This window comes from Neobacillus paridis (genome assembly GCF_016765675.1).
Lineage (GTDB): Bacteria > Bacillota > Bacilli > Bacillales > Cytobacillaceae > Neobacillus > Neobacillus paridis.
The window spans coordinates 358,537-384,719 of record NZ_JAESWB010000168.1 but is presented as its reverse complement, the minus strand read 5'-3'; the positions used below and the strand labels follow the sequence as shown (position 1 = coordinate 384,719).

Annotated in this window: 20 protein-coding genes and 3 pseudogenes; all 23 read right to left on the bottom strand. The window is 40.5% G+C overall.

Translation table 11 applies throughout. The features are described 5' to 3' along the window. Position 1: 1 nt before the first annotated feature. Positions 2-1,546 carry a tRNA (N6-isopentenyl adenosine(37)-C2)-methylthiotransferase MiaB gene (gene miaB / locus JK635_RS10890; protein ID WP_202653967.1) on the bottom strand — a complete coding sequence of 515 codons (1,545 nt, stop codon included), beginning with the start codon at positions 1,544-1,546 and terminating at the stop codon, positions 2-4. A 166-nt stretch (positions 1,547-1,712) separates the two neighbouring features. Continuing rightward, the gene (locus tag JK635_RS10885) at positions 1,713-2,579 is read right to left on the bottom strand and encodes a 2-oxoacid:ferredoxin oxidoreductase subunit beta (RefSeq protein ID WP_202653966.1); all 867 of its coding nucleotides are present in this window, start codon (positions 2,577-2,579) and stop codon (positions 1,713-1,715) included. Beyond that, positions 2,580-4,316, bottom strand: coding sequence for a 2-oxoacid:acceptor oxidoreductase subunit alpha (locus JK635_RS10880; protein WP_202653965.1), 1,737 nt, complete (start codon positions 4,314-4,316; stop codon positions 2,580-2,582). 612 nt (positions 4,317-4,928) lie between these two features. Continuing rightward, a complete protein-coding gene (spoVS, locus tag JK635_RS10875) occupies positions 4,929-5,189 on the bottom strand; it encodes a stage V sporulation protein SpoVS (protein ID WP_038541258.1) in 261 nt (86 codons plus the stop codon). A gap of 172 nt (positions 5,190-5,361) precedes the next feature. Further along, on the bottom strand, positions 5,362-6,159 hold the full coding sequence (locus JK635_RS10870) for a TIGR00282 family metallophosphoesterase (protein ID WP_202653964.1): 798 nt from the start codon (positions 6,157-6,159) through the stop codon (positions 5,362-5,364). A 79-nt stretch (positions 6,160-6,238) separates the two neighbouring features. Then, positions 6,239-7,798, bottom strand: coding sequence for a ribonuclease Y (gene rny / locus JK635_RS10865; RefSeq protein WP_202653963.1), 1,560 nt, complete (start codon positions 7,796-7,798; stop codon positions 6,239-6,241). A gap of 297 nt (positions 7,799-8,095) precedes the next feature. Beyond that, a pseudogene (locus tag JK635_RS10860) lies at positions 8,096-8,512 on the bottom strand (recombinase RecA family protein); the annotation flags it as partial. Between the two features lie 90 nt (positions 8,513-8,602). Beyond that, positions 8,603-10,735 carry a reverse transcriptase/maturase family protein gene (locus JK635_RS10855; RefSeq protein WP_202653962.1) on the bottom strand — a complete coding sequence of 711 codons (2,133 nt, stop codon included), beginning with the start codon at positions 10,733-10,735 and terminating at the stop codon, positions 8,603-8,605. Positions 10,736-11,459: 724 nt separating this feature from the next. Beyond that, positions 11,460-11,912, bottom strand: a pseudogene (locus JK635_RS10850) (recombinase RecA family protein); the annotation flags it as partial. Positions 11,913-12,309: 397 nt separating this feature from the next. Beyond that, a pseudogene (locus tag JK635_RS10845) lies at positions 12,310-12,501 on the bottom strand (recombinase RecA); the annotation flags it as partial. Positions 12,502-12,752: 251 nt separating this feature from the next. After that, a complete protein-coding gene (locus JK635_RS10840) occupies positions 12,753-14,003 on the bottom strand; it encodes a competence/damage-inducible protein A (protein WP_202653961.1) in 1,251 nt (416 codons plus the stop codon). A gap of 28 nt (positions 14,004-14,031) precedes the next feature. After that, positions 14,032-14,616, bottom strand: coding sequence for a CDP-diacylglycerol--glycerol-3-phosphate 3-phosphatidyltransferase (gene pgsA, locus JK635_RS10835; RefSeq protein WP_202653960.1), 585 nt, complete (start codon positions 14,614-14,616; stop codon positions 14,032-14,034). Between the two features lie 84 nt (positions 14,617-14,700). Beyond that, on the bottom strand, positions 14,701-15,600 hold the full coding sequence (locus JK635_RS10830) for a helix-turn-helix domain-containing protein (RefSeq protein WP_202653959.1): 900 nt from the start codon (positions 15,598-15,600) through the stop codon (positions 14,701-14,703). A gap of 21 nt (positions 15,601-15,621) precedes the next feature. Continuing rightward, entirely contained in the window at positions 15,622-16,410 is a 789-nt protein-coding gene (locus tag JK635_RS10825; protein ID WP_202653958.1) for a DUF3388 domain-containing protein, read from the bottom strand. Between the two features lie 146 nt (positions 16,411-16,556). Then, complete coding sequence (locus tag JK635_RS10820; protein WP_202653957.1) at positions 16,557-16,802, bottom strand: DUF3243 domain-containing protein; 246 nt, start codon at positions 16,800-16,802, stop codon at positions 16,557-16,559. Between the two features lie 81 nt (positions 16,803-16,883). Beyond that, positions 16,884-17,606 (bottom strand): elongation factor P 5-aminopentanone reductase, encoded by a 723-nt coding sequence (gene ymfI, locus JK635_RS10815; protein ID WP_202653956.1) that lies wholly within the window; start codon positions 17,604-17,606, stop codon positions 16,884-16,886. Between the two features lie 77 nt (positions 17,607-17,683). After that, the gene (gene yfmH / locus JK635_RS10810) at positions 17,684-18,973 is read right to left on the bottom strand and encodes an EF-P 5-aminopentanol modification-associated protein YfmH (protein WP_202653955.1); all 1,290 of its coding nucleotides are present in this window, start codon (positions 18,971-18,973) and stop codon (positions 17,684-17,686) included. Next, entirely contained in the window at positions 18,973-20,253 is a 1,281-nt protein-coding gene (yfmF, locus tag JK635_RS10805) for an EF-P 5-aminopentanol modification-associated protein YfmF (RefSeq protein ID WP_202653954.1), read from the bottom strand. The genes yfmH and yfmF overlap by 1 nt, the downstream gene beginning before the upstream one ends. Positions 20,254-20,416: 163 nt before the next feature. Next, a complete protein-coding gene (locus JK635_RS10800; RefSeq protein ID WP_202653953.1) occupies positions 20,417-21,376 on the bottom strand; it encodes an ABC transporter permease in 960 nt (319 codons plus the stop codon). Position 21,377: 1 nt separating this feature from the next. Next, complete coding sequence (locus tag JK635_RS10795; protein ID WP_202653952.1) at positions 21,378-22,424, bottom strand: ABC transporter permease; 1,047 nt, start codon at positions 22,422-22,424, stop codon at positions 21,378-21,380. Then, positions 22,417-23,946, bottom strand: a complete 1,530-nt coding sequence (locus JK635_RS10790; protein ID WP_202653951.1) for an ABC transporter ATP-binding protein — start codon at positions 23,944-23,946, stop codon at positions 22,417-22,419. Before JK635_RS10790 ends, JK635_RS10795 begins: the two co-directional genes overlap by 8 nt. A gap of 210 nt (positions 23,947-24,156) precedes the next feature. After that, positions 24,157-25,242: a BMP family lipoprotein gene (locus tag JK635_RS10785; protein ID WP_202653950.1), complete on the bottom strand. Its 1,086-nt coding sequence runs from the start codon at positions 25,240-25,242 to the stop codon at positions 24,157-24,159. A 78-nt stretch (positions 25,243-25,320) separates the two neighbouring features. Beyond that, complete coding sequence (locus tag JK635_RS10780; RefSeq protein WP_202653949.1) at positions 25,321-26,049, bottom strand: GntR family transcriptional regulator; 729 nt, start codon at positions 26,047-26,049, stop codon at positions 25,321-25,323. Between the last annotated feature and the right edge of the window lie 134 nt (positions 26,050-26,183).

The following is a 26,183-nucleotide window of genomic DNA, read 5'->3' as shown; positions in this document are numbered from 1 at the left end:
CTTATTTCACCTCAGCTGGTTCTATTTCTTCTACCATTTCTCCATTTAAAGACCAGGTTTTCGCTTCTGTAATTTTCACCTTGACAATTTTGCCAATTGCTGATTTAGGTCCGATAAAGTTTACTAGCTTGTTTTTCGTTGTGTAACCTGCAAGGACATCCGGATTGTTCTTGCTTTCCCCATCAACCAAGACTTCAACAATTTGACCCTCGTATTTTTTCATTGCTTCAGCAGAAAGCTCATTCACGAGGTTATTTAGACGCTGTAAGCGTTCCTTCTTGACTTCCATCGGAACATTGTCTTCCATTTTCGCCGCTGGTGTTCCTTCCCTAGGGGAATAAATAAACGTATACGCTGTTTCATAGCCGACTTCCCGATAAAGTGAAAGCGTCTCTTCAAATTGTTCGTCGGTTTCGTTTGGATAACCGACGATAATGTCCGTTGTTAAGGCAACATCCGGAATCGCGGCTTTGATTTTTCTGACAAGCTCTAAATATTGTTCTCTTGTATATTTTCGAGCCATAATTTTCAAGACTTCTGTTGAGCCTGATTGTACTGGCAGATGAATATGATTCATCAAGTTTCCACCCTTTGCAAGAACTTCAATCAGACGGTCATCAAAGTCGCGTGGATGGCTTGTTGTAAACCGCACCCGAGGAATATCGATTTTCCGGATTTCATCCATTAAATCACCAAGACCATATTGAATATCTTCAAAGTCTTTCCCGTAAGCATTTACGTTTTGACCTAGAAGTGTTATTTCCTTATAACCCTGAGCCGCCAGTTGACGGACCTCCTGGATAATTTCCTCTGGACGGCGGCTGCGCTCTTTTCCGCGTGTATAAGGAACGATACAATACGTACAGAATTTATCACAGCCATACATAATATTTACCCATGCCTTAATATGACCGCGGCGTTCTTTTGGAAGGTTTTCAATAACGTCCCCTTCCTTAGACCATACTTCCACCACCATTTCCTTAGACATGTAAGCTTCATTTAAAATGTATGGCAGACGGTGGATATTATGGGTTCCAAAAATCATATCAACATGTTGGTATGTTTTTAAAATTTTGGTAACAACAGATTCTTCCTGTGACATACAGCCACAGACACCAAGTAATAAGTCTGGGTTCTCCATTTTTAATGCCTTTAAATGACCCAATTCACCAAAAACTTTATTCTCAGCATTTTCTCGAATGGCACATGTGTTAAGCAGGATAACATTGGCATCCTCAGTCCGATCTGTAGGTTCATATCCCAATGCCAAAAAGATGCCAGCCATAACTTCCGTATCATGCTCATTCATTTGGCAGCCATACGTACGAATATAGAATTTCCGTCCCTTTCCCAAGCCTTTAAATTCTTCGGGGATTACAAAATCATTATGGTATTGAACTTCTTCTTTACCGCGTTTTTTAGCATCTTTTAATGAAGGCGCTGTAATGATTTTGGTAAAATACTTGCTATAATCCTTAGCGGATTTTTTGTCCGAAGAATTAGCCGTATTTACTTGCTGACTTTCTAAACGTTGTTTTTCATTCATGTATGAAAAAACTCCTTTCTTTGCAAAATAACCATTAACACAAACTTTTCATAAGCAACGTGAAAAAGGCACATCTGCACATTATAATAGTATAAAGGTTTCATTGCTTGAAAACAATAGAAAATCCCGGGACCATATCATCCCGGGACTCTCAGTATAGATAATATTACATAAATTCTGCCACTAATTTATCAAAGTGTTCTTGGTTAAGGCTTAGGTCTGCTTTTGCTAATGGAGCTTCAGAGTATCCATGAACTAACTCTTGATAAGAAGGATGCTCTTTATTTTGGTAGATAAGCCCTGTTACCAAGCCATTATGCTTCATCAATGTTTGCATGGCCATTTCACGGTTTGCGGGGTCATAGCCTTCAATATCACTTAATTTCGTTAAGTTTTCTTTAAACCAATCATACGTGTTGACTTTATTATAAGTAACACATGGACTAAACACGTTGATTAAAGAGAAACCTTTATGTTTAATCCCCGCTTCGATCAAAGCTACAAGTTCTTTTAGATCAGTTGAAAAACCTTGGGCAACAAACGTTGCTCCGGCAGTTAGCGCCATTTCCATCGGATGAACAGCTTGTTCGATGGAACCCATTGGTGTAGATTTTGTTTTAAAACCTACTGCTGAACGTGGCGATGTTTGCCCCTTTGTTAAGCCATAAATTTGGTTATCCATTACGATATAAGTAATATCGATGTTACGGCGGATGGAATGAATCGTATGAGCCATACCAATAGCATAACCATCACCATCACCGCCGGATGCAATAACGGTCAAATCACGATTGGCCATTTTTACTCCCTGAGCAATTGGCAGAGAACGACCATGGATTCCATGGAAGCCGTAAGAATTAATATATCCTGAAATACGACCGGAACAGCCAATACCAGAAATGACAGCCAAGTTTTCCGGTTCCAAGCCGACATTCGCCGCTGCCCGTTGAATCGCTGCCTGTACAGAGAAGTCCCCACAGCCAGGACACCAGTTAGGTTTTACATCATTTCGAAAATCTTTAAAAGTGGCCATTTAGAACAACTCCTTACATTTTGAATGTACTTCATGAGGCAGGAATGGATTGCCATCGTATTTAACAAATTTCGTAATTTTATCGGCATAGCCTACATTCATTTTTAAAATATTGGCCAATTGACCTGTAGCATTATTTTCAACTACCAGTACCTTCTTCGCAGAACGAACAAGCGGAAGCAATTCGTCTGTTGGGAATGGGTGAATTAAACGGACATGAGCATGGTTTACTTTCAATCCATCCTTTGCAAGCCGATCCATCGCTTCTTCAATAGCACCTCGAGTAGAGTTAAAACCAACGATTAATAAATCAGCCTCTTCATGTGGTGCATTTTTATATACAGGTGTTTTGAAATGAATATTTTCAATTTTACGTAACCGTTTATCCATTTGCTGAATCCGGTTTGCTGCCGATTCAGAAGGTTTACCAGTTTCCGCGTGTTCAACCCCGGTAACATGGTGAATACCGTTCTTCATCCCAGGGATAGTACGTGGTGAAATGCCATCCTCTGTTACTTCATAGCGTTTAAAGTAACCTTTGTTTGGAATCTCTGGAAGTTCTTCTGTCACGAGTTTACCGCGGCGAATTTCTACTTTGGAAAAATCAAGCGGTTCCACCGTTTGTTTACCAAGAGACAATTGTAAATCAGATAGAACAATAACAGGGCATTGATATTCCTCGGCAAGGTTAAAGGCTTCAGCAGTATCATAGAATGCCTCTTCAACCGTGCTTGGAGCAATCACGATTTTTGGAATTTCACCATGAGTGCTGTAAATCATTGCCATAAGGTCAGATTGTTCTTGCTTTGTCGGCAGACCAGTAGAAGGACCACCTCTTTGCGTATCAACAATGACAATCGGCACTTCGGTTATACCAGCAAGACCAATTGCTTCCGTTTTTAATGATAGTCCAGGGCCTGATGAAGCTGTCAGGGCACGAACGCCGCCGTAAGCAGCACCAATAGTCATCGTACATGCGGCAATTTCGTCCTCCGTTTGGATAACCGCACCGCCGAGTGCCGGTAATTTTTTGATTAAATATTCCATAATATCAGATGCTGGTGTAATCGGATAGGCAGCCATGAAACGGCAGCCGCCGGCAAGTGCGCCTAACGCGATGGCATCGTTGCCAATCATAAACATACGGTGTTTACCGTCTGCTTTTTCAAGCTGCATGGTTGGAACCTTACCATCCATTTTCTCTTTCGTATAGCTGAAACCAGCATTAATCGCATCCATGTTCTTGGCAACAACCTGATCCCCTTTTTTGCCAAAAATCTCACGAACTACTTCTTCAAATACGTGAATATCTAAATCCAAAATAGCTGAAGTAGCACCAATCGCTACCATGTTTTTCATTAATGAAGTTCCTAATTCTGTTGCAATTTCCGTAAATGGAACGGCATATAATGAGCTTTGCGTGTCTTCAGGTTTTTTCGGATTAAATTTTGCATCTGCAAGAATAACCCCATTGCTATGTAGCTCTTTGTAGTTTAAATCAATAGTTTCCTGGTCGAATGCCACAAGGATATCAAGGTCATCAGAAATAGAACGAACTTGTGTCGTACTTACTCTGATCTTGTTGTTGGTATGACCGCCTTTAATACGTGATGAAAAGTGACGATAACCATACAAGTAATATCCCAGGCGATTCAGTGCAATTGCAAAGATTTCCCCCGTACTTTCAATACCTTCCCCTTGTTGTCCGCCAACTTTCCATGAAAGTTGATTGATCATTAGTTACACCCCTTTGGATATGTAAAAAATAAGTAGCTTGAATCATGTATTAGAGTAGCACATTTCCGAGCAATTCGCTAAAAATTAACATAACATTGTTAAAAATAGAGAATTTACTAGAATTAAGGCCACCTCTAAACGCTTTCAATTCTAGACCTATGTTAAAAAAAATGCAACCCTTCTGCCTGAAATATTGTCTAAAATATGAATATTTTTTTATAATTTTAAATCAGCACTTTGGTTTGCGAGATTTTTAGCCTAAACAAATGGGAGAAACCTATATTCTTAAATATTTTCCCCTTCATTTTTATAGCAAATAATCCCTTCATTTTAAAACAGAAAGTTTTATTGTAGAATAATATTTTTTCGTGCAACTCGATTATTTTCCAAAATGAAAACTCGCCGACTGACGAGTCCTTAAGGATGAAGACAGAGGCGTAGTTGAATTTATGCGACATAAGAAATTATAAAATTCGGAAAAATTTTATAATTTCTTATTAACTAAAAAAGGGAGGAACCTAACCATGCATGAAAAAAACCTGCTTGTTATAAACAACCAGGCAGCCATTTTTAAATTTTTGCGTCGTGTTCTTCGCTTGGATTTTATTGTTTTTAGCGTGGCTCTACAATTAACTTTATAGCTGTGCGTTCTTCCCCGTCAATTAAAATATCGGTAAATGCCGGGACACAAATTAAATCAACTCCGCTAGGTGCTACAAATCCTCGAGCAATGGCTACTGCCTTTACGGCTTGATTCAATGCACCCGCGCCAATTGCCTGTATTTCTGCCGCACCTCTTTCACGCAGAACTCCGGCAAGTGCACCAGCTACAGAATTAGGATTAGATTTTGCTGAAACTTTTAATATTTCCATTCCTAGCTCCCCCTTGTAAAATCCCGATTCCGCATGAGCAGTATCATGAACAAATCAGGTATATATCATTCCACTCCTACTATATTCAAGAGACAATAGACATATTCCGGCTTGGACAAAAAAAGGCGTCAGACGACTATGTTTGTTTCTTACATAGTGGCTGACACCTCTATTATGAATAAAACGGATGATCATCATTAATCAGAATTGGTTCAATCTTTTTAGCAAGGCCTGTTTTGGAATCCAATTCTATCGTTACAGCGCTTAATTGGTTTCTGCCGCCAGTAGGCACCTCAAAGCGGACTGGAAGACTGGTAAGGAATCGTTTTAATACTGCAGACCTCTCCATCCCGAGAATGCCATCATACGGCCCTGTCATCCCGACATCTGTGAGATAAGCGGTTCCACCTGGCAAAATCCGATGATCTGCCGTTTGAACATGTGTATGCGTCCCGACGACCGCGGACACTTTACCATCAAGATACCAGCCGAGAGCCTGTTTTTCACTCGTGACTTCAGCATGAAAGTCAACAAAGATAAAAGGGGTCCTTTCCTTGGCAATTGAAATCAGTTCGTCCGCCTTCTGAAATGGACAATCGATTGGATTCATAAAGGTACGGCCTTGTAAATTAATGATCGCTACCTCGACTTGATTCATTTTGATAAAAACAAGTCCCTTTCCTGGTGTACTTTTAGGAAAGTTTGCCGGCCGGACTAAATACTTTGCGTCATCAATAAACTCAAAAATTTCCCGGTTGTCCCACGCATGATTCCCAAGCGTTATCGCTTGTGCACCTTGTTCGAGAAACTGACGGTAAATTTTTTTAGTAATTCCCCTTCCTCCTGCAGCATTTTCTCCATTTATAATGGTTATCTGCGGGCTATATTTTTCCTTTAATTTAGGTAAATACTCTTTTACCATATCCCTTCCTGATGATCCGACAACGTCGCCGATAAATAGTAAGTTCATCTATATACCCTTTCATTAATAAAATTAAGTTTGTTCGCATCGATCATTAGAAATAACGAAAGCGGTGCAGATGCACCGCTTATTTTGCGTATTCTACAGCTCGGGTTTCACGAATTACTGTCACTTTAATATGGCCTGGATAATCCAGTTCATCTTCAATACGCTTGCGAATATCACGTGCCAAGCGATGTGCCGCCAAATCATCAATAGCATCCGGTCTGACGATAATCCGGATTTCACGACCTGCTTGGATGGCATAGGATTTTTCCACACCCTCATAGGATTCCGAAATCTCTTCAAGTCTCTCAAGCCGGCGGATATAGTTTTCCAGCGTCTCACTTCGTGCGCCTGGTCTGGCAGCTGATAAAGCATCAGCAGCGGCAACTAACACAGCAATGATCGAAGTTGGCGCAGTATCGCCATGATGTGAGGCAATACTATTGATAACCACTGGGTGCTCCTTGTATTTTGTGGCAAGTTCCACTCCAATTTCTACGTGGCTGCCCTCTACCTCGTGGTCAATCGCTTTACCGATGTCATGGAGCAAGCCGGCACGTCTTGCCAGCATTTCATCCTGACCGAGCTCAGCAGCAAGCAAGCCTGAAAGCTGGGCGACTTCCATCGAGTGTTTTAAGACATTTTGACCATAACTTGTACGGAATTTTAACCGCCCCAATATCTTGATCAAATCTGGATGAAGGCCATGAACACCTACTTCAAAGGTGGTTTGTTCTCCCACTTCCCGAATATACTCATCCACTTCCCGGCGGGATTTTTCGACCATTTCCTCAATTCGCGCTGGGTGAATACGTCCGTCCTGAACAAGCTTTTCAAGTGCTAATCTGGCTGTTTCACGCCGAATAGGATCAAAGCCTGAAAGAATAACAGCTTCAGGGGTATCATCGATAATCAAATCAATCCCAGTTAAAGTTTCAAGGGTACGAATATTTCTGCCTTCACGTCCAATGATTCGTCCCTTCATCTCATCATTTGGAAGATTGACGACCGATACAGTCGTTTCCGCAACATGGTCAGCAGCGCAACGTTGGATTGCAAGCGATAGGATTTCTTTCGCTTTTTTGTCAGCTTCCTCTTTCGCACGATTTTCGCTTTCCTTAATCATCATCGCAGTTTCATAAGAAAGTTCTTTTTCCATCCGGTCTAAGATGATCGTTTTCGCTTCTTCGCGCGTTAAGCCCGAAATTCGTTCGAGTTCAGTTTGTTGTGTACTTACCAACTCGTCCACTTTGCTTTCCATCTCTTCAATATGCTGTTGTCTTTGGTTTAGAGAATCATCCTTCTTTTCTAAAAGATTTTCACGCTTGTTTAACGTTTCCTCTTTTCGATCTAAATTCTCTTCTCTTTGCAGTAAACGATTTTCTTGTTTTTGCATTTCAGTTCTTCGTTCACGAACCTCACGTTCTGCTTCAGTCCGAAGCTTGTGAATTTCATCCTTTGCTTCAAGCAAAGCTTCTTTCTTTAAAGCATCAGCATCACGTTTCGCATCTTCAATAATCTGTTCAGCAGCATTTTTTGCACCCGTAACTTTTGCTTCAGCAATGGATTTATGAACAAAATAGCCAACAACGGCACCGACGATAAGGCCAAGCAAAATGGAGATGATTGTAAATGGTTCCATCGTTACACCTCCTCTTGCTATGAACTTTTGATACAATTTTTTAAGTGTCGGCATGTACATTGTTTAGACTCAACATACAGCAAGCACTAAGGCTTTTCGCAATTGTAATATTACCAAAAATGTAAAATATACAATCTAATTGTAAAGGTGTACATATTCATTGTCAAGGTTTACTCCTGTTGGCACTTTGAAATATTTTGAAATTAGTATAATAAGTATGTATTGATTATTCATAACCACGTATAAATATTTATTATAAACAAAGAGCAAAACCACCTTGGGCTTTGCTCTTGCAGGTTAATCCAGTAATTCAAATTGTTCGTCATCATTGCTTTCGACGATGGTCTTTTCACTATCTAAACCATAATGCTCACGGATTTTCTGCTGGATTTCCATACGAATATCAGGATTTTCTTTTAGATAAAGCTTCGCATTTTCGCGGCCTTGTCCCAATCTTTCATCATTATAGGAATACCATGCGCCGCTTTTTTGAATAATATCCAATTCAGCACCAATATCAATAATTTCGCCTTCCTTAGATATTCCTTCTCCATACATAATATCCACTTCCGCAGTACGGAATGGCGGTGCCACCTTATTTTTGACGACTTTGATTTTTGTCTTGTTCCCCACCATGTCATTGCCTTGCTTTAATGTTTCCGCACGGCGGACTTCAAGGCGAATCGTCGAGTAGTCGAGTAGGGAGCCACCGCCTTGCCTTCTTTCGAAAGCAGGTTTGTGTCACCCTCTCGCAGAACCGTACGTGATGCTTTCACATCATACGGCTCCCCGTTTTACCTGTATCTAGAATGCCAAATCGTTATTCTTAGACTCTGATGCTTGCATTTTCTTGTGCTGGTCCAGCTTGCCTGAATGCAGTTTTCTGTGGCAGTTATTTTTTGACCCATCCGCACAAAGTACCAGTGTTTTACGATTTCTGTAAATGTGCATTAACTCCCAGAACTTTTTGTTCTTTTTATTCTTAATGTTTTTTAATTTTCTAATGTGGTGGACTTCAAACGGCCCTTTATCGTCCCCACACCATTCACACTTGTTCGCCCGCATACGCTGGACAATTTCTGTTCTGGCGTAATTGGTTACTATGTGTTTTTCATTAATGACATTAATATTGGAGTCTACATTTTCCAGTTCTTTTACAACTATAATATCTCTATAAGGGAACAATTCCGCAAAAGCAATATACTCCTTATCATCTTTACCGTTTTTTATGAAGTGCACTCCCCAATTTCCATTGTCATTCACATATGCTTTCACTTTAGTTCCATTGAATTCCATATATTTATTCCGAAGTTTACTGACTTTTGTTTTATGTTTCCCTGCAAGGGTTTTTGCAAAACTTTGACTAAACAGTTGATGAACAGAACCTAGTTTTTCTTTGACATCAAAGGCAAGTTTGTAATATTGGTATAATCCGCCAAACTCTGAGTTATACTGCCTAAGGATTTCTAAAGGGCTGTTTACTAACAGGTAAGGTCTGTGGATTGCTTTCCATCTACCGTCGTTAGTGATTTTAATCATCCTTTTATCGACTAAAAAATCCTTAATCTTATCGTGTGGCAAAGAGAGCTTGATGTTTTTTGAGTCAACCCTCTTTTTAACCATACGTCCACTATTTTTTGTCAGAGCCACTTTTCCTTCGTGTCTAGTTCCTACGAAGATATCGTATCCAAGAAATCTAACTTTCTTAGAGTTATGTGTGATCAGCGTTTTTTCTTCACTCAGGTCAAGACTAAGTTCTTCTTTTAGAAATTCACCTAGTCTTTCCTTAATCATTTTGGCGTCTTCTTTCGTACCAATGATACTAATGAGGAAGTCATCCGCGTATCTTACATATTTCAATCTTCGATAGTTTTCATCGAATTCATCCATTGCCGGTAGTTTTCTCATTTTCAGTTGAAGCTCTCTAATTTCTTTGGTTTCTTTCTCGCGTTCTTCAGGTGTTAACTCCTTTAGTTCTCTGCGGACTTTGTATATGATTTTTGACAAATACTTATAGTGTCTATCTTTTTCGGCTATTTGTCCTTGGAGGTGGGTTAAGCGATACTCGTTCCGCTCTTGAAGAAGCTTTTCAAGTTTTTCTTCTAATGCCTCTTTTTCTTCCAGAGTCAGCATTTTTAGCTTTTTCCGTCTGGCATAAATCTTATCAGCGATAAGTTTATATTCGTTGTTCGCTCTTCGTTGTCGCTTTGTAGTGTTATATTCCAAGGAAATTTGCTTTACCTTTTTATCAAGTTCATTCAGGTAAATGTTGGCCAGGATAGGCGATACAATCCCTCCTTGTGGAGTTCCTGCATACGTTTTGTGTAATTGTCTTTCATATACATAGCCAGCCTTGAGAAATTTCCTTACCAATCTTAAGAATTTCTCATCCATAATTCTTTTCCGTAAGAGTTCAATCATTTTGTTGTGGTTGATATTATCGAAGAAGCCTTTTATGTCTCCCTCGATCCACCATTTGGTTCCTGTGAACTGTTGTTTTACTTGATACAGTGCTGTGTGACAACTTCTATTTGGTCTGTAACCATGTGAGGTGTCTTCAAACACTGGTTCGTAAATGACCTCGAGAATAAAAACCATAACTTGTTGAACAAGTTTGTCGTAGAAGGCAGGTATGCCGAGCGGTCTTTTCTTTTTTGGGTCATTTTTCTTAGGGATTTCAACTCTTCTTACGGGTTCGGGTTCGTATGATTCATTCTTGATTGCTTCTATTAGAGTTTCAACATGTTTCAGTGAGAAGCCGTCAATTGTTTTGCTGTCAGTTCCTTCGGTCATATTTCCTTCTTTGGAGTAGATTTTTGCATATGCTGCTTCATAGAATTCGATATTATAGAAGTGTTTGATTAACTTATCGAAACGATATGTTTCGTCCTTGGCTCTAGATTCCAGTATCTGTAATACTTGTAATGGATTTCTCAAGGTCTCTCACCTTTTCCTTTCATTTCTTACAGATGTGTAAAACTGCTGTCCTTCGCCAGCACCCTCTCTATCTTTTAAGCGTCATTTACCACCGGTTTAAGGGGGAATGATTTATATTAATTTCCCCGTGGTCTGACATTGTAGATCAAGATGGTGTCATACATCCTTCGATGTATGTGTGGGCGGCTTTCCCGCTTCCGTATTTACGGCAATCCCTGTTAATTCAGGTTCCTCAGACTACTATGACAGCTCCGTAACCATATTGGGTATTCAGTTTCAGATAAACATAGCTAGTTTTCTCTAGCATCCCAACTTAGGTCATCCCGATGTCTCATATATTCGATAATTTAGCGATTTCTACTTAGGTTCCCGTTCGACACTATATCCCTTATAGGATTGCTCACGACTTCATTCCGTCTAACCAAACGCAAAATTCTAATACGCTGGCGTAGTCGTGTACCCTCCTGTGATAGCCTTTCGTAAGGAGGATAGCTGCGCTTACTAGCCGCAGTGTCTAGGTTTAAAGCAGTGTAGCCTTGACCATATAGAAATCTTTTTCATCTAGACATTCAGTTGCAGATTTGAAAGGCTAATCTGACTTATGCCGTTACCAGCAGGCGATACTCCCCCTTAGGTTTCCCTTTGGGATAAGCTGGTTGATGATACGAGAGACGGTTCTCGCAGTCTTTTGCAGACAATCGAAATATATGCCTCATCGGCACACAAACTTCAGCGCGCGACCCCCAGGAGTTGTCTCGGGATTTCCGAACATAACCCCTACTTTTTCCCTAATTTGGTTTATAAAGACAGCAATTGTTTTCGATTTGTTGATAGCACCTGATAGTTTACGAAGAGCTTGGGACATCAAGCGTGCTTGAAGACCAACATGGGAGTCTCCCATTTCACCTTCAATTTCAGCTTTTGGTACTAATGCTGCGACAGAGTCAATGACAATGATATCAACAGCACCACTTCGTACAAGCGCTTCAGCAATTTCAAGCGCCTGTTCACCAGTATCAGGCTGGGAAAGTAATAATTCATCAATGTTAACACCTAATTTTTGCGCATATGCCGGGTCCAAGGCATGCTCAGCGTCGATAAACGCGGCTTGTCCACCGATAGCCTGCACTTCAGCAATGGCATGAAGGGCTACGGTGGTTTTACCAGATGATTCAGGCAGTATTGTTATCACAAGGCTTTTTATCCTTGCTTCTGGAGGTCACCCTCATTATTACACGCTCTGGTGTTTTACGTGTAACTACAGCTGGTCATTTCCAGCTCAGCTCAGCGTACATATTCTCCCTCAGCTTAAACCTGTTAGGGAAGGGACACTCTTGCCAAGATTATATTCTACTTAATTGTAGGTTCACTTGGTACGCGTTACGGTGCTGGATGCTTTTTACTTCACCCAGTTACCTCGGAATTTTCTCTTATATAGAGATGTCTTCCGATTTTGCCCCTTTCATCTTATTGGTCTCCCAACAAGCGGGCGATCTTTCGTTTTACATTTGGAAAGTCGTTCTTCACATCATTTAGATATAGGAGAGACTTTCCATTAAATAAACGAATCATTCACCATAAATTTCAATTATTCTTCCCCGAGGATATCCCCCGACTCCGAGTGCTGCGTCAAGTGCCAGGGAGCCGCTTGGTACGGTTGAAATTTTTGTATCCGTCTTTTCTCCCATTTTCATAATGGAACCTTTACCGAATTGTTTTTCTATTTGTTTTAGCGCCATTTCTAACGCGGCCTTACGGTCACTCACAAATAGACCTCCTTTATAAAAAATTTATTTGATTGCTGGAATCTATGAAAATGAAACCTATTATTAATATACCTTTTTTCGTGCCATTTGTCGAGTAAAAATACGAACATTCATTCGAATCGTTTGCCGCAGGTTTTAATGGAAAAACAGCCATATTTCACAACTTCTTGCAGCTATCGCAAAGATTTTTCCTTAAAAACCGCTTTTTCACTTATTATCAGACAATTCAATAAAAAATCACAGAACACTAATCAAGTATTCTGTGATTCCTGCAATCTCTTTATTAAAAAATAACAGCCATATTTAACGGTCCGAATTCGATTGGCTTCCCTTGGACCCCCAAGGGTAATTTTTTCTACAACTGTCGGCCTGCCTTTAATCGACATGCCAATATAAACTGTCCCGACCGGTTTTCCTTCCAATGGATCTGGACCGGCAACTCCTGTAAAACTTATGCCAATGTCCGTACCAAAAATTCTCGCGGCATTCTCCGCTAATTCCTGAGCACATTGTTCGCTGACAGCGCCGTACTTTTCTAACGTCTCCTGCTTAACCTGTACAACCTGCTGCTTGATTTCATTTGCGTAACAAACAACTCCGCCCTTAAAAATCGAGCTGGCACCGGAAATTGAAGTAATTTCCTGTTGGAATAAGCCGCCCGTTAAACTTTCCGCAGCTGTAATCGTCAGTCTTTTCTTCTTTAACACTTTTGTCAATTCCTCCAAGAGTGAGGAATTGTTGTACCCATATAAAAACTCCCCTGCCCGCTGCTTGATTTTGTCTTCGGCTTCATCAAGCATGGACAATGCCACAGCTTCATCGGTATGTTTAGCGGTCAGCCTTAAGGTCACTTCACCATCGCCAGCAAGCGGGGCAATGGTCGGATTACTTTGGTTATCGATCAGATCAATAATTGCTGTTTCCAATGCAGATTCACCAATTCCAAAAAAGCGCAACACACGTGACACAATTTTATGATTGGACTCTACTTCTGCGGAAAGCACCTTGCTCCCATATTGCAAAAACATCGGTTCCAGTTCCTTTGGCGGCCCAGGAAGAAGCATATAAACATGCTGTCCCTTTTTCAATACCATTCCAGGTGCCATGCCATGATCATTTGGAAGAACTCTTGAACCCTCTATTACCAACGCTTGCTTTCGGTTATTTTCGGTCATTTGACGGTTTGTCCGTTTAAAGAAAAGCTCGATCCCAGATAATGCCGCTTCATCCATTACAAGCCGTTTTCCAAGATGACGGGCAATCGTTTCCTTGGTTAAATCGTCTTTGGTCGGTCCGAGCCCGCCGGTAAAAATGATGATACTGGCCCGCTGTTCAGCAATTTCAATTGCCGACTCCAGCCTGTTGGCGTTATCTCCAACAACAGTATGAAAAAATACATCAATTCCTAGCCCGGCTAACTGTTGAGACAAAAATCTGGCATTCGTATTGACGATTTGTCCCAGCAGCAGTTCCGAACCCACTGCGATAATTTCAGCATTCATTCCCATTCCCCCCTTGCTCTAAATAGGCTTATATTGAATTTTTAAATACATGGGTGTTTTTCGCAAAATAATCCCAGCCGGACCAAATTGTAAAAAATAAGGCCACCCATAATGCTAAAATATCAAAACGGAATGGGATAAGCGCAAAAATAATATTATGTAATAAACTTGCCGAAATCGCGATAATTTGCGTCCAGGTTTTAATTTTCCCCAGCATATTAGCGGCCACAACCTCGCCTTCACCCGCGAGCAGCAAGCGAAGACCTGTGACAGCAAATTCCCGGCTAATAATAATGATGACAATCCATGATGGCGCATAAACATCATTTAGTTCAACTAAAACAATTAATGCCGACGCGACAAGCAGTTTATCTGCCAGCGGGTCCAGAAATTTCCCCATATTCGTTACCAGGTTATGTTTACGGGCATAATGACCGTCAATCCAATCGGTTGTCGAAGCGATTATAAAAATTAATGCACCGACAAAATGGGTAACGGGAATATCTGCCCCCAGCAAGTGGATTCCCCCCCAATGAAAGGGAACAAGCATTACAATTAAAAATAAAGGGATTAATAAAATTCTTGAAACGGTTATTCTGTTTGGTATATTCATTTGATTTCCTCCTAAAGCACACAAGAAACTCCGTGTGCTTTAACACATTGATAAGAAAGTGAAAAAATAGCCATCAGCAGATGACTATTCGTTCTTCGGAACATATTGGATCGTAATGTTCTGCTGAACTATTTTAGCCGGATCCACTGCATACTCAAGCTTTTGGTCATTGATAAAGATTTCTGTATTAACAGCATTGCCGACAATAATATAGGCACTGCTTTCTCCTGTTAAATCAACAGTTTTACTTCCAGCTTGCTCAGTTTGTAACATCCCAGAATAAAAGGTTTTCCCTTTGCCGTTAGTAATGCTTACCCAGGTCTTCCCCTTGGAAACCAGTTTTACAACAAATTGATCAGCATTTTTCAACTCAAAGGTTGTCCTCTTGCCTTGACTGTTTACAACTGAAAGTTGTTGCTGAGTTTCCGCTGGAGTAGTGGTCGTTTCCTCCTTAGAGCCTTCATTATCACCATTATCTTGATTCTTATTTTGCGGCTCCGCTTTTTCAGTCGTCTTGGCCTGATTAAGGTTATTTTCTACCTTTACCTGTTCATTTTTATTGTTGTTTGATTCTTTTGCATCGTTACCAGCAAAATAGGGTAAAAAATAATACAAGATCCCCATTACACCAATAATAAAAACCCCAATAAGAACTTTGGGCAGGACATCAAATATTTTTGAATTCCCTTCTGTAATGGACTTATGGGTATTTACACGTGAAAGCTGCTGCGGCAATTCTTCATTAAAAGATGCCGGGATCTCACTCTTATAGGTCTCAAAGATTTCTTCAGGATTAAGTCCCAATGCCTCTGCATACTGCTTAATAAAGGCCCTGACATAGAAATTTCCGGGCATACTCGAGTAATTGCCCTCTTCAATTCCAATTAAATATCGTTTTTGAATTTTTGTGATCGATTGCAAATCATCTAAACTTAAATTTTTGGCTAAACGGGCTTCTTTTAATCGATTCCCTAATTCAGTCACTAACAAACACCTTCCAATTTATTAAAAATTAAAGTCACCAAAATCTGATCCGGAGAACATATTATGTTCATCTACAACGTCGTAAGTAATCACTTCATCCGCATAATTTCTAAGCTCAATAATATAATCGAAATCGTCAAGTGTGTATTCAGAATTTTGCACAAAAATATCGGGATGTTCAATTACTTTTACCGCCGGCATGCGCATTATTTCTCTAACTAGCTGCCAATGGCGTTCATTCGCACGTCTTGTAGAAACAATGCCATCAAAAATAAATAAATTATCGGCGTTGTACTCATCCTTAATCAGTTGGTTGCGAATCGTTTGCTTTAAAAGAGTGGAAGAAACAAATAGCCACCTTTTATTGGCACAAACACTTGCAGCAACGAGCGATTCCGTTTTTCCTACCCGGGGCATTCCACGGATGCCAATTAGTTTGTGCCCTTCCTGCTTAAATAATTCTGCCATAAAATCCACTAACACACCAAGCTCGTCCCTAACAAAACGAAAGGTTTTTTTATCATCCGCATCTCTTTGAATATATTGTCCGTGGCGGACGGCAATACGGTCACGAAGCTTCGGTTCTCTTAATTTAATTACTTTTATTGTATCCATTTTATGTAAAATTGACTCAAGCCGTTTTATTTGATCACCATCATTTGCTAACATGAGCAAACCGCGTCTACCTTGATCTACTCCGTTTATGGTTACAATATTGATAGAAAGCATTCCCAAGAGGGAAGAAATATCACCTAGCAAACCAGGGCGGTTTTTTTGAATCTCATATTCTAAATACCACTCTTTTTTCATCTTAGCCCCCCTTGATAGTTTCGACAATATTTTCACTTATCCGTACCTAAACCCTATCATAAATGATTTCATGGCAAGATGAAAGAAAAAACACGATGATTCAAGTAATATTTAAAAAAAGAGAGGGAGGATGACCTCCACTCTCTTTACTGTTTCACAAGTTTAACCATTACATTAGCAATTGCCTGCTGCTCTTGTTCATCGGCAACCGACCACATGTCTGCAAGAACTCGCTGCTGCTCATTTTTGGGGTCCACATTTTCGGCAAGATAGTCCCCAATTTGGTGAGCCAGGTTGCTAATGGCCCCCTCACTCATCCCCTGACTTTGTGCATTTTCGAGCCGGTTACCAAGAAAGTCCTGCCACTCTTTCCAGTTATCTAAAACAGACATCGTTTACCCTCCTTTTGGTATGGTACAAAGTTATTTTGCGAAAAGAAGATTAGATCTATGCATCTTATCTTGTAAAATTTTTCAGCTGTACCAGCCGCCGTTAACCGCCAGTATTTGTCCGGTTATATAGCTGGCTTTGTCAGATAACAGAAACGCTGCAGCATCAGCGATTTCCGCAGGAAACCCGAGCCTTCCCATTGGAATCTCAAATGCGATCCGGTCAACCTCTTCTTGGGAAAATCCCTCCATCATGGGGGTGTCAATTGCCCCCGGAGCAATCCCATTGACTCGTATTCCGTTTAGCGCCAATTCCTTGCTTAGTGCTTTGACAAAGGCAATTTGAGCACCCTTAACTGCAGAGTAGGCCACCTCACAAGCTGCACCTGTTTGCCCCCAAATAGAGGTAATCACAATGATATTTCCCGCGCCCTTAGCTAATAATTTGGGCAATAATTCTTTTGTTAGCATAATCGGGTTTAAAACATGAACATTCATTAACGCCTCTAGATCTGCAAGCTGTAAGTCCATTAATAAGCCATATTGACTGTTTCCACCACAATGAATGATGCCATCCAATGAGAAGATTTGTGAGACAATTTGTTTATATCCATCCGGCACAGCCAAATCTGCCTGGATGGGTATATACTCTCCCCCAAATAATTGAAGCCTATCTAATAAACTATTGATCGCTTGTTCATTTTTATGGTAATGAAGATATAAATGATAGCCTTGCTGGGCTAAATGATAGGCAATCGCTTGTCCGATTCCCCCGCTTGCTCCCGTAATTAAGATGAATTTCTTCATTTCGTCCACTCTTTTCATACTTTAACATGTAAATATTGGCAGGAAAAAGCACCGCTGTTTGCGGCGCTCGCCTATTTTTATTGATTCGGAACTACTTGACAGATAGAGAACCGTTCTTCGGCAATAACCTCCTCTGCCAATGATTCAACATCACTTAAAGTGATTTCCTCCAGTGTCGGTACGATTGCAAAAAAGTTCATTTCATTAAATGCATAGCGGGTAAACTGATTGGCAATATAATCAGGTGAGTTAACAGACCTTAAAAATGCGCCAATTTTTTTCCGCTTCGTTCTTTCCAATTGTTCCTCGGTAAAAGTTCCCCTTTTTTTAGCACTAAGCAGAATCTGTTCAATTCGCTCCGCGAGCACATCAGGATCTTTTGTATCCCCGCCAATCATCGCAAATCCAAATCCTTGTTCCTGTGTATAATCATATGAAAAAGAATCGTCCACTAAACCATCATTATATAGATTGTTATAATGTTCAGAGCTTTTACCAAATAAAAGATCGAGAAGCAGGTTCATCGTTAATTCATTTTTCAGCATTTCTGCTCCTATTTGATCGACATGGAGCGCCTTTATTCCAACTAAGCATTTCGGGGTTTGCACATTCATTTGCATCACTTGTTTTTTCTCGGCCGCTTCTGTTGGCTCTTCAGCAAATTGACGTTGTATTTCTGGCATATCCTGATAATCTTTTCTCGCTTGATTTTCACGGACCTGATTCATAATCTTGTCAGGGTCAACAGGTCCGACAATAAACAGCAGCATATTGCTTGGATGATAAAAAGTATTATAGCACTCGTACAGCCAATCCTTGGTAATATGGGATATGGATTCAATGGTACCGGCAATATCAATCCGGACAGGATGATTTTTGTATAAGTTTTGAATTAAACCAAAATATAAGCGCCAATCAGGATTATCATCATACATCGTTATCTCCTGGCCGATGATACCTTTCTCCTTTTCCACCGTTTTGTCGGAAAAATAAGGACTTTGCACAAAATCAATCAGCGTTTCCAAGTTTTTTTCAACTTCAGCCGTGCTGGAAAATAAATAGGCCGTTCTTGTAAAGGAGGTAAAGGCATTGGCTGAAGCACCCTGTTTACTAAATTGCTGAAAGACATCACCGTCTTCCTTTTCAAACAGCTTATGCTCTAAAAAGTGGGCAATTCCATCGGGTACTTTCACAAATTCACTTTTACCAAGCGGTACAAACGTATTATCTACCGAGCCATATTTCGTTGTAAAGGTAGCATATGTTTTATTGAAGCCTTTTTTTGGCAAAATATAAACTTCCAGACCATTTGCCATTTTTTCATGGTAAAGCTCTTCCTTCAACTGATCATAAGTAATTTGCTCCATTATTTGCCCTCCTCTGATCCAGTTAAGAAATAAATCGTATCCAGGTCGATTTTGCCCGCAACTTGAATGATTTCATCCCTTGTTACTTTCTCCATTTCCGTCAACCAGTCATCTATTGTGATATCTTTATGGGCTACGACATTGTGATAGAGTATTTCCAGCAAGCCTCTAGATGTATCAAGAGTTTCTAAAATTTGATTACGGATAACAGCCTTTGTCTGTGTTAATTCTTCATCCGTAAAATCGCCTTTTTTCATGGCTTCCATTTGTTCATGAATAATCCCAACAGCTTGATCATAGTTTTTTATATCGATTCCGGACATAACCATCATCAACCCTTTATGACTTTCCAGACGGCTGGCAGCATAATAAGCAAGGCTTGCCTTTTCCCGTACATTAATAAATAATTTTGAATGCGAAAACCCGCCAAAAATCCCGTTAAAAACTTGCAGCGTAAAATAATCAGGCTCGCCATATTTACTATTTGTCCGATAACCAATGTTTAATTTTCCTTGCTTCACGTTCTGCACTTCTTTAACCTCATTAACCTTGGATCTCTTCTCGACATCTTGGGTGGTGGCCATCTGCGGTGTCCGGTTATCAAATTGAAGCAGCCCGGAAACGATTTCGGTAACTTCCTCTGCTTTAACATCGCCAACTACGTATAAGTCCATTTCATCTTGTGAAAATGCCTTTTGGAAGTAAGCAAATAAATTTTCAGGGGTAATCGAATCAACATCCTCCAAGTCGCCATTCACCTGAAGCGCATACGGCTCACCTTTACACATTTCCTCAATCAGGCGAACATTTGAGTAACGCATTTTGTCATCATAGACGGATTGGATTCGCTGTTTTAACGTTCGTTTTTCCTTTTCCACGGTTTCACGGTCAAATCCATGTCCGGATGCATTGGGATTTGTTAATATTTCCGTTAATAATTCCAGTCCTTTTTTCAGTAAAGGAGTGGGGTCAGTCAAAAATTTCTCGTTGGCAATTTCAATTAAAAAGCTGATGACGTGATATTCGCCTTTTTTTGCCAAATCCACAAATAGCGTCGCCCCATATAGTTCATCGAGATAGGCCCGCAGTATGGTTGTTGATGGATATTTTGCTGAACTGCTTTGCAGCACCTGAGGAAGTAGCGCTCTTTTGGTAACATCCTCTTTTGTTAAAGGAGCTTTCATTCTCCAAACAAGCGTATTGGTCTTATATTTTTCCGTTTCAATCACATGAAGTTTATAACCCTGCATTTCCGTGATTTTTTCTGTGGCTGCAGCCATTTAGTTTCCTCCTTTAAATAGGCTCTTTATTTATGATATGTAAACATTTTTCTTTATATCTTTTCCCCTTAAATAAAAGCTATACTAATGGCTATTATTTTACAAGTTATAGGTATTAAAAAAGGACTCCCGAAAAAAACCGGGGGTCCTGGTATCTTTAAGATTATCTACCGCCCTTGATGTAGTGGGTACCATCTGCTTTTGGAGCTTCGGCACGGCCGATAAATCCAGTCAAAGCTAAAATGGTTAAGACATAAGGGGCAATTAACAAATAGACATTAGGGATATCCTTCAAGAACGGTAAACTTGAGCCGATAATACTGATACTTTGGGCAAAGCCAAAGAATATTCCAGCGCCAAGAGCACCGAGTGGATTCCATTTACCAAAAATCATTGCCGCAAGTGCCATAAATCCTTGTCCACTGATGGTGGCGTGGCTGAAATTGTTGGCAATAGATTGTGCATAAATAGCACCGCCGATACCGCCAAGCGCCCCGGAGATAATAACTCCTAAATAACGCATTTTGGTGACATTAATCCCCATTGTATCAGCTGCCATTGGATGTTCACCAACCGAGCGCAATCTTAATCCAAATGGAGTTTTAAAAATAATATACCAGGCAAAAATGGCGACGATGATAGCTAAAAAGGATGTCCAATACGTATCCTGGAAAAAGATTTTCCCAATAATTGGGATATCTTTTAGCACCGGAATATCAATCTTGTTGAACCCTTTACTAATAATCGCTGTTTCCCCTTTACCATACATTTGCTTAACAAGGAACATACAAAGTCCAGCCGCCAGCAAGTTGATAGCTACCCCGGAAACGGTATGATCGGCACGGAAGGTAATCGCTGCTACCGCATGAATCAAAGAGAATAACGCACCAGCAGCCATCGCCACAATTAAAGCAACCCAAGGTGTTGCATTTCCGAATGTACCAACAAATGTTAAGTTAAACACAATCGAGGTAAACGCACCAATCAGCATTAAACCTTCAAGACCAATATTAACAACACCAGAACGTTCTGAAAAAATTCCACCCAACGCAGTGAAGATAAGAGGAGCTGCCCATAGTAAGGTGGACGGAACAACAATAATTAAAATTTCCATTAAGCTCATCTTATTTCACATCCTTCTTACCGAATCTGTTAAGAACTACTCTTATGATGTAACTTGACGCCACAAAGAATACAATTAAAGCTATAATTATATCAACTAGTTCATTTGGTACACCGGCCTCAAGCGGCATGTTGAGTGCTCCAACTTTCAAGGCACCGAATAAAATGGCGGAAAAGAAAACTCCCAGCGCCGTATTACCGCCGAGCAAGGCAATCGCAATTCCGTCAAAGCCTACTCCGGTAAAACCACTTTTAACGGTGACATATCCAAAAGTACCTAAACCATCCATCGCACCTGCCAATCCGGCAAATGCCCCGGAAATAACCATGGATAGAATAATCGTTCTATTTACATTCATCCCGGCATATTGGGCGGCATCCTGGTTAAAGCCGACAGCACGCAGTTCAAAGCCTTTTGTCGTTCTTTCCAGTAAAAACCACATAATGAAACAACAGATCACTGCGATGATAATCCCCCAGTGCAGCCTTGAATAGTCCGTAATGCTTTGTAACCAATCAGATCGTAACGAGGCAGATTCTTTAATCATCCCCGTTCTATCCTTATGATTGGTCAAAACATTTTTGATTAGATAGTTTGACACATGTAAGGCTGTATAGTTCAACATAATCGTAACAATAACTTCGTGAACGCGTAAACGCGCTTTTAACAGCCCTGGAATATATGCCCAGAGAGCCCCGGCAACTGTTGCTGCGATAATCGCCAGAGGTAAATGGATAATCTTGGGAAGATCAAATGAAGTTCCTACCCAGACTGCCGCAAGCCAGCCAACGATAAACTGGCCCTCAACCCCGATATTAAATAACCCAACACGGAAGGCAAAGGCTACCGCCAATCCGGCTAAAATATACGGTGTAACCTGGCGGACAACTTCTCCAAAATAATAAACTTCCCCAAAAGCACCATTCCACAATGCGTTATAAGCGGAAATTGGATTGTAGCCGCTGACTAACATGATAATCGTTCCAACGATAATCCCCAATAAAACGGCAATAATAGGTGTGATAATCCCCTGCAAACGTTTAGACATTAGTACCAGCTTCCTTTCTGCTCGACCCAGCCATCAACAGCCCAAGTTCTTGTTCATCTGTTTCTTTAGGATCTACTACTGCCACAATTCTACCTTCATAAATAACAGCAATTCGGTCGCTGACACTCATAATTTCATCTAACTCAAATGAAACTAGTAAAACAGCTTTTCCATGATCGCGCTGCTCAATCAAGCGCCTGTGAATAAACTCAATGGCCCCAACATCCAGTCCACGGGTTGGCTGGGCTGCAATTAATAAATCGGGATTGCGATCCACCTCGCGGCCAATTATCGCTTTTTGCTGGTTTCCCCCGGAAAGTGCACGAGCCAAGACATATTCACTTGGTGTACGAACGTCAAACTCACTAATTAAGCGCCTTGCCTGATTATAGATTTCTTTAAAATTTAAAATCCCGTTTTTGGAATATGGCTTTTGATAATAGTTTTCCAGTACCATATTTTCGCCAATCGGGAAATTCAACACAAGACCATGTTTATGCCGGTCCTGAGGAATATGGCCAACACCCGACTCCATAATTTTCCTTGGTTTATGGTTAATTAACTCTTTCCCATTGACTTTAACACTGCCACTCTCCGCCTTACGCAGTCCGGTGATGGCCTCAATTAATTCGCTTTGACCATTACCGTCAACACCGGCAATGCCAACAATTTCCCCGGCACGAACCGATAAATTAAGGCCGTTTACGGCAGTAAGCCCCCTTGAATCCTTAACCACTAAATCATTGATTTCCAATACGTCTTGCTTCGGTTCAGCAGGTTTCTTTTCAACCTTAAAGACAACATCATGTCCCACCATCATTCGAGCCAGCTCGTTCGGATTGGTTTCACTTACATTAACTGTCCCAATCCCTTTTCCTTTACGAATAACAGTACAGCGGTCGGCCACTTCCATGATTTCTTTTAATTTATGAGTAATCAGGATGATAGATTTACCTTCTTTGATAAGAGTTTTCATGATTTGAATTAATTCAGTAATTTCCTGAGGGGTTAATACTGCCGTCGGTTCGTCAAAAATTAAAATTTCCGCACCGCGGTACAGCGTTTTTAAGATTTCAACTCTTTGCTGCATTCCAACTGAAATATCAGAAATCTTAGCTTGCGGGTCAACAGCTAAACCGTATTGCTCGGAAATTCTTCTTACTTCTTCTTCGGCCTTTTTAATATCAATCCGGCCGCCTTTGGTAATCTCTTTTCCCAAGATAATATTTTCGGTAACAGAAAATACATCCACTAACATAAAGTGTTGATGCACCATTCCAATACCGAGATCATTGGCGACGTTAGGGTCTGTTATTTTTACAGGCTGCCCTTTTACCCGAATTTCGCCCGCTTCCGGCTGATATAAGCCGAACAGAACATTCATCAGAGTTGATTTACCGGCGCCGTTTTCTCCAAGCAAAGCATGAATTTCGCCCTTTTTTACTTGAAGGGTAATGTTATCATTGGCGACAAAATTACCAAACTCCTTACGAATGTTCAGCATTTCAATCACATAATCCATTCATTTCTCACTCCCCATGATAAGGTGGAAATTTTGTCCATTAGTAGTAAGAGGTCAGACCTTTATGAGTTTTAAAAAAATCGGGATATGCCTCCCTCTGAAACCCTAACCGAAAAGTAGAAAGTATGAGTATTTCTGCTTTTCAGTTAAGCTTCCATATAGGCAGGAATAAGTGGGAACAACATTCCCGCTTATTCCTGAAAAACATCGTTATTTGGCTTTAAAAGTCTTTAATTCCTTAAGAGTACCTGGAACTTTTACAGCACCAGATTTAATTTTGTCTGTCCAATCTTTTATCGCCTTTTCGATATCAGCTTTGTTAGCTACGCTGCTATTAATTGGCGCTGCGGCAACACCATCTTCAGCCAGGCCGTACAAGGTAACTTTTCCGCCAGGGAAATTACCTTCTTTAGCTTTAGTGGCAATGTCTTGCACAGCTACGTCTACACGCTTAACAGCAGAGGTTAGCACAACATCTTTACCCATATCTGATTGGTCGCGGTCTACACCAATTGTCCATACGGTAGCATTTGGATTTTTAGCTTTCCGGTCATTGGCTTCTTTAAACATACCATTACCTGTAGCACCAGCGGCAGCGAAAATGACATCTACACCTGAAGAGTACATTTTAGAAGCAATGGATTGACCAAGTTCTGCCTTGTCAAATGCACCAGCATATTGAACATCAACAGTTGCTTTTGGATTAGCTGCTTGAACACCAGCTCTGAAACCAGATTCGAAGCGCTCAATAACTTCGCTTTCCACACCGCCGATGAAGCCGATTTTATTTGACTTTGTTGTCATTGCAGCAGCAACACCAACTAGGAACGAAGCTTCTTGTTCTTTAAAGAGGATGCTGGCAACGTTTGGTTCCTTTACTTCGGAGTCAACAATCGCAAAATGTTTATCTTTTTGCTGTTTGGCAATTTCATCAACGGCACCTTGCATCATGAAACCAATACCAAAGACTAGGTCAAATTTTTGCCGTGCCAATGTATTTAAGTTTGTTGAATAGTCCGAGTCAGACTTGGATTGAAGATAGGTATAACCGCCTACACCTTTTTTCATCCCGTTATCTTGACCGAACTTTTGCAGACCTTCCCAAGCGGATTGGTTGAATGATTTGTCATCGACACCGCCAACATCAGTAACCATGGCAACAGAAAAGGCTGCTTTCTTGTCTCCATTTTTAGCTGTGTCGTTCCCTTTGTTGTCATCACTCTTTCCACATGCACCTAATATTGTGCCAGCAGCGAGAACTAGTGATAGCGCCAGTCCAATTTTACGCTTTTTCAAGGTATTTACCCCCTAAATTGTTGTTTGATTAAGCAGAAGAGTTTAAAGCCAGAATTGGTTGCGTTTTCAAAAGCATACTTAAATTATACGCTTCCTTAGAACATGAAAACGGAACTTATCTGCTTTAAAGTAGTTTACCGAATAAAGGACAGCTTCATCCATTTCATCGAAATGCATTTGTTTTAAAACTAACAAAGCAGTTTCCGGATCACATTCAAGAATTGGGGAAACTTTTTCGTGATAACCAATTGGTTCGATTTCAGCGACCGCGTATGTAATTTTTCTGTTTGCCTCTTCATCCAAGACATGAAACATTGATTCCTCTCCATGAGAAAAGGTTTCCGGTAAAATGTGTGCTGGAACCTTGTCAATGCAGTATACAACAGGTTCACCATTTGCGGTCCTTACTCTCTCGATCACGACAATTTCCTCATTTTTTAAACATGAGAAACGGCGAATATCCTCCTCGGTAGGCTCTTGTTTTGATGATCTTAGGAAAATGGTCCCCGGCTTCATGCCAGCCTGTTTAATCATGTCAGTAACACTATTTAATTGTTCGATCCCTGAGGTAAATAATGGCTTAGAGTTTACAAAAGTGCCAACGCCGTGACGTCTTATAATCACATTTTCTTCTTCAAGGATTCTAAGTGCTTCACGGAGAGTTGCCCTGCTGACACCAAGCTGTTTAGCCAAATCGAATTCGGAAGGTAATTTTTCTTTTTCTTTATAAACCCCTTTTTCAATGTCATCCTTCAGGTGATCAATGACTTGTAGATATAAATGCCGGTTATCTGACTTAATAGACATCTGTTTCCTCCAGCCTTTTTCCTAAGACATCAGACCTCTGATATCATCCCTGCTAATCGAGATTAATATTACCATTTTTTCTTGGATAAATAAATAGGATTTCATGATTTTGTCGAAAAAAGGATAAAGGAAAA